The organism is Streptomyces sp. NP-1717, assembly GCF_022695985.1.
Classification (GTDB): Bacteria; Actinomycetota; Actinomycetes; order Streptomycetales; family Streptomycetaceae; genus Streptomyces.
The window spans coordinates 1-5,344 of record NZ_JAAPBF010000339.1; the positions used below are offsets into that span (position 1 = coordinate 1).

Below are 5,344 nucleotides of genomic sequence, written 5' to 3' on the forward strand. Positions count from 1 at the left end.
GGGAGCGGGAGCCGGTGCCGGGGCGGGAGCCTCCTGCTTCGGAGCCTCCGCCTTGGGGGCCTCCTGCTTCGGCGCGGCCGGAGCCGGTGCCGGGGCAGCCGCCGGAGCGGCACCCTCGGCGCCGATCACGGCCAGCTTCCCGCCGACCTCGGCGGTCTCGTCCTCGGCGACCACGATCTCCAGCAGCACACCGGAGACCGGGGCGGGGATCTCGGTGTCGACCTTGTCGGTCGAGACCTCCAGCAGCGGCTCGTCGGCCTCGACGGAGTCGCCGACCTCCTTGAGCCAGCGGGTGACGGTGCCCTCGGTGACGCTCTCACCGAGCGCCGGGAGGGTGACGTCGGTGCCCTCGGCGGAGCCGCCGCCGGCCGCCGCCTCCGCGGCCGGCGCGGGCGCCGGAGCCTCGGCCTCGGTGGACGGAGCGGCCTCGGCCGGGGCCTCCTGAGCGGGCGCCGGAGCGGCCTCCGCCGGAGCCGCCGCCTGCTGCGGCTCCTCGGCGGCCTCGCCGCCGGAACCGTCGTCGATCACGGCCAGTTCGGCGCCGACCTCGACCGTCTCGTCCTCGGCGACCTTGATCGAGGACAGGACCCCGGCGGCGGGCGCCGGGATCTCGGTGTCGACCTTGTCGGTGGAGACCTCGAGCAACGGCTCGTCGGCCTCGACGCGCTCGCCCTCGGCCTTCAGCCAGCGCGTGACAGTGCCCTCGGTGACGCTCTCACCGAGCGCCGGCAGGGTTACGGAAACCGCCATGGTTTCAGTTGCTCCTAACGGTGGGATCTCCCCAGCCGGCGCGGAGCGCCGGGCGAGGGGAAGTGCGGTAGTGGTCGTCGCGTCCTGACCGACGCATCAGTCGTGGGCGTGGAGCGGCTTGCCGGCCAGGGCCAGGTGGGCCTCGCCGAGGGCTTCGTTCTGCGTCGGGTGCGCGTGGACGAGCTGCGCGACCTCGGCCGGCAGAGCCTCCCAGTTGTAGATCAGCTGAGCTTCGCCGACCTGCTCGCCCATACGGTCACCGACCATGTGGACGCCGACCACGGCACCGTCCTTGACCTGGACGAGCTTGATCTCGCCCGCGGTCTTCAGGATCTTGCTCTTGCCGTTGCCCGCCAGGTTGTACTTCAGAGCGACGACCTTGTCCGCACCGTAGATCTCCTTGGCCTTGGCCTCGGTGATGCCGACGGAGGCGACCTCGGGGTGGCAGTACGTCACCCGGGGCACGCCGTCGTAGTCGACGGGGACGGTCTGCAGGCCCGCCAGCCGCTCCGCGACGAGGATGCCCTCGGCGAAGCCGACGTGCGCGAGCTGGAGCGTCGGGACGAGGTCGCCGACGGCCGAGATCGTCTCCACGTTCGTGCGCATGTACTCGTCGACGAGCACGAAGCCGCGGTCCATCGCGACGCCCTGCTCCTCGTAGCCGAGGCCCTGCGAGACGGGGCCGCGGCCGATCGCGACCAGCAGCACCTCCGCGTCGAAGGTCTTGCCGTCGGCCAGCGTGACGCGCACACCGTCCTGCGTGTACTCGGCCTTCTCGAAGAAGGTGCCGAGGTTGAACTTGATGCCGCGCTTGCGGAACGCGCGCTCCAGGAGCTTGGAGCTGTTCTCGTCCTCGACCGGCACGAGGTGCTTGAGGCCCTCGATGACGGTGACCTCCGTGCCGAAGGACTTCCACGCCGAGGCGAACTCGACGCCGATGACGCCACCGCCCAGGACGATCGCCGACTGCGGCACGCGGTCCAGCTTCAGCGCGTGGTCCGAGGAGATGATCCGCTCGCCGTCGATCTCCAGGCCGGGCAGCGACCTCGGTACGGAGCCGGTGGCGAGCAGGACGTGACGGCCCTCGACACGGCGGCCGGCGACGTCGACGGAGGTCGGGGAGGAGAGCCGCCCCTCACCCTCGATGTAGGTCACCTTGCGGGAGGCGACCAGACCCTGAAGTCCCTTGTAGAGGCCGGCGACGACCTCGTCCTTGTACTTGTGGACCCCCGCGATGTCGATGCCCTCGAAGGTGGCCTTGACCCCGAACTGCTCGGACTCGCGCGCCTGGTCGGCGATCTCGCCGGCGTGCAGCAGGGCCTTCGTGGGGATGCAGCCGTTGTGCAGGCAGGTGCCGCCGAGCTTGTTCTTCTCGATCAGGGCGACGTCCAGGCCCAGCTGCGCTCCGCGCAGCGCCGCGGCGTAACCGCCGCTACCGCCGCCGAGGATCACTAGGTCGAAAACGGTGCTGGCGTCGTTCGCCACGTCACGTCCTCCATGCATGTGCGCCGGGCGCGGTCGATGACCGGGCGGCGGCTGGTGTTCGGCCGCTGTTTCGTCGGCCCTGTGGTGGGGGCCCTGTCCTGCCGGGGACCCATCTTCGCACTTGTCGGAGGGCGGCGGGACGCGGGGCCGGGGTCTGAGACGGCCGGTCGGCCGCGATCAGGGGTTACTGACTCGTACGGTGTCGTACGCGTGCCCGTGCGGATGCCCGAACGCGCGCCGTACACACGTCGTAAGCACGCCCGGGGTGCGACACCGGGACGTCCGGCGCCGCTCGCGGGGTTTCGCCGGAGGCGGAACGGCCCCGCCCCGCGAGCCCCGGTGTACCACCGGAACCCACGGGGCGGGCCAGACATTCCCGGCGGCGGCCGGGGAGCCGGCCGCCCTGGTCAGCCCAGGTCGCCCGCGGCGGTGCGCTCGGCGAGCCTGACCAGCGTGCGGATCGACGAGCCCGTACCGCCCTTGGGCGTGTAGCCGTACGGCGCGCCTTCGTGGAAGGCCGGCCCGGCGATGTCGAGGTGCGCCCAGGTGATGCCCTCGCCCACGAACTCCTTGAGGAACAGTCCGGCGACCAGGCCGCCGCCCATGCGCTCGCCCATGTTCGCGATGTCGGCGGTGGGGGAGTCCATGCCCTTGCGCAGCTCGGTCGGCAGCGGCATCGGCCAGGACGCCTCGCCGACCTCCTCGGCGATCTCGTGCACGGAGGTACGGAACGCCTCGTCGTTCGACATGATGCCGAAGGTGCGGCTGCCCAGCGCCACGACCATGGCGCCGGTCAGCGTCGCCACGTCCACGATCGCGTCGGGCTTCTCCTCGGAGGCGCGGGTGATCGCGTCCGCGAGGACGAGCCGGCCCTCGGCGTCGGTGTTCAGGACCTCGACGGTCTTGCCGCTGTACATGCGCAGGACGTCGCCGGGGCGCGTCGCGGTGCCCGACGGCATGTTCTCGGCGAGCGCGAGCCAGCCGGTCACATTGACCTGGAGATTGAGGCGGGCCGCGGACACGACGGCGGCGAGGACGGCGGCCGCGCCGCTCATGTCGCACTTCATCGTCTCGTTGTGGCCCGGGGGCTTGAGCGAGATGCCGCCCGAGTCGTAGGTGATGCCCTTGCCGACGAGGGCGATCGTCTTCTTCGCCTTGGCGTGCGTGTACTCCAGGCGTACGAGGCGCGGGCCGTGCTCCGACCCCTTGCCGACGCCGAGGAGGCCGCCGTAGCCGCCCTTGACGAGCGCCTTCTCGTCGGTGACCTGGACCTTGACGCCGTGCTCCTTGCCGGCCGCCGTCGCGATGGCCGCGAACGTCTCCGGGTAGAGGTCGTTCGGCGGGGTGTTGATCAGGTCGCGGGCGCGGTTGATCTCCTCGGTCAGCGAGATCGCGCGCTCGACCGCGGCCTTGTGCGCCTTGTCGCGCGGCTTCGCGCCGAGCAGGGTGACCTCGCCGAGCGGCTGCTTCACACCGCTGTCGCCCTTGCCGCCGGCGGACTTGGCGGACTTCTCCGTGCCGCGGTAGGCGGTGAAGGTGTACGCGCCGAGCAGCGCGCCCTCCGCGACGGCCTCGATGTCCTCGACGCCCTCCAGGGGCAGCGCGAACGCGGCCTTCTTGGCACCGGAGAGCGTGCGGGCGGCGACACCGGCGGCGCGGCGGAGGGTCTCGGCGCCGTACGCCTCGTCCTTCTCCGGGGCGGTGCCGAGGCCGACGGCGATGACGATCGGGACCTTGAGACCGGACGGTGCGGGGAGCTTGGTCGCCTCGCCCTCGGCACCCGTGGCGCCGAGGGACTCCAGGACGGAGGCGAGCTTGCCGTCGTACGCCTTGTCCACGGCCTCGGCGCCCGGCGCGACGGTCGGGCCCTTGGCGCCCTTGGCGACGCCGACGACGAGCGCGTCGGCGCGCAACGTCGCAGCGCCGGCTGTGCTGAGAGTGAGAGCAGTCACGGTGGTGAAATCTCGCTTCCATAGAAGTTCTTCGGCGGGTGCCGGTCTGTCGCAGGCCCGGCCGTGCCCGCCGCGTCGTGATTCGGCCTGCGGAACACCTGGAACGAGCCTACGCGCGGTGCGGGCCCTCCCTCACGGCGGTCGGTCGTGCTCGGCCGGAACGCAGGGGGTCCGGGGCGGTCCGTACGCGGTCCGCCGTGGGTGATCCGACGGGGCGGGCCCGGTCCGGGCCCGGCCTGCGGTGACGGTGCCGGTGGCGGCTTCCCGGTGGGCCTTGCCCGACGGGACGCGGGTCCGTTCCGGGGGGCCCTTCGGGCACCTCGGCTGAAGGGTCGTCAGCCGAGAGGCCGTCAACTGACCGCTTCCGGACGGGAGTCCACCCGAGCGCGTCGACCGGAGACTCCGTCAGCCCAGGGTCAGGACGACCAGGGCCGCGGTGGCCGCCGTCTCCGCGAGTCCGCCGAAGACGTCCCCCGTGACACCGCCGAAGCGGCGCACGCAGTGCGCCAGCAGCGACTGCGCGGCGCCGAGACCGGCGGCCAGGGCCAGGGCGTGGTGCAGGGCGCCGTACCAGCCGAACAGGCCGCCGCACACCGCCGCCGCGACCGCGGTCACCAGCAGCGCCGCGAGCACCGCCGTCCGCGCGGGCACGGAACCCGCGACGGCGGCGCCCAGACCGTCGGGCCGCGCGGGCGGCACACCCCCGCGCGCGGCCAGTGTGAGGGCGAGCCGCGCGGTGACGGCCGCGAGGGCGGCGGCGACGGCGCCGTACGCCCAGCCCTCTTCGTACAGCCGCGTCAGCGCGGCCACCTGTGTCAGGAGGACGAGCAGCAGGGTGATCACACCGAACGGGCCGATGTCCGACCGCTTCATGATCCGCAGCGCGTCCTCGGCCGGTTTCGCACTGCCGAGGCCGTCGGCGGTGTCCGCCAGACCGTCCAGATGCAGTCCCCGGGTGAGCACGGCGGGGACGGTGGTGGTGGCCACGGCGGCGAGCGGCGCGCCCGCGCCCGCCAGGAGCAGCAGACCGCCCGCGGCGGCAGCGCACAGTCCGACGACGAGCCCGGCCAGCGGCGCCGCCAGCATCCCGGCGCGGGCGGCGTCGCGGTCCCAGCGGGTGACCCGGACCGGGAGCGCGGTGAGCGTGCCGAAGGCGA

General features: G+C 73.0%; 4 protein-coding genes. All 4 read right to left on the reverse strand.

Annotation, left to right across the window (positions count from 1 at the left end; translation table 11 throughout):
- The coding region (locus GXP76_RS33800; protein ID WP_308354285.1) for a biotin/lipoyl-containing protein at positions 1 to 750 on the reverse strand (750 nt) is incomplete at its 3' end.
- Positions 751 to 846: 96 nt separating this feature from the next.
- On the reverse strand, positions 847 to 2,235 hold the full coding sequence (lpdA, locus tag GXP76_RS33805) for a dihydrolipoyl dehydrogenase (RefSeq protein WP_242575443.1): 1,389 nt from the start codon (positions 2,233 to 2,235) through the stop codon (positions 847 to 849).
- A gap of 407 nt (positions 2,236 to 2,642) precedes the next feature.
- Entirely contained in the window at positions 2,643 to 4,187 is a 1,545-nt protein-coding gene (locus GXP76_RS33810) for a leucyl aminopeptidase (protein WP_242575444.1), read from the reverse strand.
- A gap of 405 nt (positions 4,188 to 4,592) precedes the next feature.
- On the reverse strand, positions 4,593 to 5,344 hold a 752-nt coding region (locus GXP76_RS33815; protein WP_242575445.1), incomplete at its 5' end, for an adenosylcobinamide-GDP ribazoletransferase.